Origin of the sequence: Paraburkholderia sp. (assembly GCF_034668105.1) — a bacterium.
Classification (GTDB): Bacteria; Pseudomonadota; Gammaproteobacteria; order Burkholderiales; family Burkholderiaceae; genus Paraburkholderia.
Genome location: NZ_JAXDPY010000717.1, coordinates 1 through 2,893, shown reverse-complemented (window position 1 = coordinate 2,893; position 2,893 = coordinate 1). Strand labels below are relative to the sequence as shown.

The following is a 2,893-nucleotide window of genomic DNA, read 5'->3' as shown; positions in this document are numbered from 1 at the left end:
TGCGCGTGATCGGCAGTCCCGACCCGTACGGCAAACACACCGACGGCATGGGCGGAGCTACGTCGAGCACCAGTAAGGTCGTGCTCGTCGGGAAGTCATCGCGCGATGACTGCGATGTCGACTATCTGTTCGGCGCAGTGTCGATCGAAGCGCCTGTCATCGACTGGTCCGGCAACTGCGGAAACCTTACGTCGGCGGTCGGTCCGTTCGCCATCGCACAGGGGCTCGTGAACGCCCCGCGCGACGGCGTCGCCACGGTACGGATCTGGCAAGCCAATATCGGCGCCAAGATCGTCGCGCACGTGCCGATGAAGGACGGTGCGGTCGTGGAGGAAGGCGACTTCGAGCTGGACGGCGTGACGTTCCCGGCAGCGGAAATCCGCATCGAATTTCTCGATCCGGGCGGTGATGCGCAAGGCGATGCACCGGACACCATGTTTCCCACCGGCAACGTGACGGACAGCGTCGACGTGCCAGGCTATGGCGCGTATCGGCTCACGCTGATTAACGCGGGTAATCCGGCGATTTTCGTGAACGCGGAAGACCTTGGGCTGCGCGGCAACGAGATGCAGGACGACATCAACAACAATGCCGGGTTGCTCGCGAAATGCGAGGCGATCCGCGCGCATGCGGCCGTAAAGATGGGCCTCGGGCAATCGCCGGAAGAGGTCACACAGAAGCGGCCGCATACGCCGAAGCTCGCGTTCGTATCGCTGCCGCACGCATATACCGCATCAAGCGGTAAGCACGTCGAGCCGTCGATGGTGGACATCAACGCCCGCATCCTGTCGATGGGCAAGCTGCATCATGCAATGACCGGCACCGGTGCGGTCGCGATCGCCGTTGCGGCCGCTATTCCCGGCACCGTCGTCAACACGCTTCTCGGCAATCGGCGTGAACCGCGGATCCGCTTCGGTCACCCGTCCGGCGTGATGGTGGTCGGCGCCGAAACGGATCAACGCGGCGACAAATGGATCGTGACAAAGGCGGTGATGAGCCGCAGCGCCCGCCGGTTGATGGAGGGCGCCGTGTTCATTCCATCCGGCCTGCTTCCGGACTGACGATGACCTTGCATCGTTTCTGCCGCGCCCGTTGCACGACACCCGTTCATTCGACCCACGTTGTCACTTTATGAGACTGGACCCATCGATCATTGCTGCTTTCGCGCCGTCCGGTACGTTGCGCGTCGCGATTAACCTGGGCAACCCGATTCTGGCGCGTATTGGCGATGACCCTGCGCGGCCGTCCGGCATCTCTGTCGATATCGCGACGGAACTCGCACGGCGTCTTTCGGTGCCGATCGGACTCGTCGTCATGGACGCCGCCGCGAAGTCAGTCGAGGCGGTCGAAAACGGTCATGCAGATGTGGGTTTCTTCGCGGTTGACCCGGTGCGCGCGGCGGAAATCGCATTCACAGAGCCCTATCTGCTGATCGAGGGATGTTATCTGGTGGACCGCGCTTCGACCGTCACGACCAACGAACAGGTGGACTCGCCGCACAATCGCGTAGCGGTCGGCGCGGGCAGTGCGTACGACCTGTTTTTGACACGAGAGTTGAAGCATGCGCAGATCGTACGGGCGCGGACCTCGCCTGCTGTCGTTGAGACCTTCCTGACGCAACGCCTCGAAGTGGCGGCAGGCGTGAGACAGCAGCTGGAAGCGGACGCGCGGCGCTACGACGACCTCCGGGTACTAGTGGAACCGTTCATGGTGATCCGGCAGGCGGCAGGCATTGCGCGTGTGCGAGGTCCTGCCGCTTCGCGGCACCTCGATCTGTTCATTGACGAGCTGAAAACGTCTGGCCGGATTGACGCGCTGATTGCGCGACATGGCATAGCGGGCGTTTCGGTGGCGCCGGCGAAGGCGCACGGGGGCAGCACGTGCTGAGGAGCGCCCGGGCGTGACTGCCGAGCGCCGCTATTCCCGCCGAATGACCGACGCGGCGCTGCATGATGTTTACGAAAGATGATGCCGTTGCTCGCGTTCCTCGCAGGCAGCGTTGGCTGAACTCGGTCAGTTCATGCCGCGCACGGTGCAGCAGTTGTGACCGGTGAGTCTCGTCATGCATAACACTGCGATCGCGTTCGGGAGCGTTGAAGTGTAGCGCGGCGCAGTGCTTGAGAACGCTTCTGTATCGATATGGACTACTACTAAAACAAGATGGGCCGCTTCTAGAAAAAGATGAACCACTACCAAAAAAATACAACTCCTACGTTAGAGACGACGATGAAAAAGACGATTTTGCTTTTCGCATTTACACTTGGCCCAGCGGCAGTCCACGCGCAGAGTTCGGTTACGCTGTACGGCACCCTCGATACTGGGCTTGTTCTGCAAAGCGGTAGCCCGAAAGGGTGGGGCGTGGGCATGGCAAGCGGCATTCAGGACACGGACCGTTGGGGCCTGATCGGTACGGAGGACCTCGGCAATGGCTGGAAAACGATTTTCAAGCTGGAAGAAGGCTACCTGTTGAACAATGGGCAGGCCTCCGTGGCGGGCGATGCGTTTAATCGCGGCGCGTATGTTGGTCTTTCGAGCCCATACGGAACGCTGAAGGCCGGGCGCGATTACACGCTCACATACAACACACTCGGGCAGTTCACACCGTTCGGCAACGCGTTCAGTGGGCCCACGGTACTCTTCGCTGGCGAGAAGGGCGGCACGTGGGCGTCCAACCAGTTGATCTATAGCACCCCGCAGCTAGGCGGATTCAACGGCGTACTCTCTTACGGCTTCGGGAACGTGCCGGGCAGTCTGTCTGATTCGCAGCAGTTCGGTTTTACGCTCGGCTATAACGTTAAAAATCTGAGACTCGAATATTCGCATTACCAACTCAACAACACGACGGCGACCAATACTTCACGAGAAGATCTGCTGATCGCGCGCTATGATTTCG

At 60.8% G+C, this 2,893-nt stretch carries 3 protein-coding genes; all 3 read left to right on the top strand.

What is annotated here, in order from left to right; all coding sequences use genetic code 11:
* Positions 1–1,061 (top strand): 2-methylaconitate cis-trans isomerase PrpF (gene prpF / locus QOC89_RS31635; RefSeq protein ID WP_323048646.1); only part of this gene is annotated, 1,061 nt, incomplete at its 5' end.
* Positions 1,062–1,131: 70 nt separating this feature from the next.
* The gene (locus QOC89_RS31630) at positions 1,132–1,887 is read left to right on the top strand and encodes a transporter substrate-binding domain-containing protein (RefSeq protein WP_323048645.1); all 756 of its coding nucleotides are present in this window, start codon (positions 1,132–1,134) and stop codon (positions 1,885–1,887) included.
* A 294-nt stretch (positions 1,888–2,181) separates the two neighbouring features.
* Positions 2,182–2,893: porin (locus QOC89_RS31625; RefSeq protein WP_323048644.1), on the top strand; the 712-nt coding region annotated here is incomplete at its 3' end.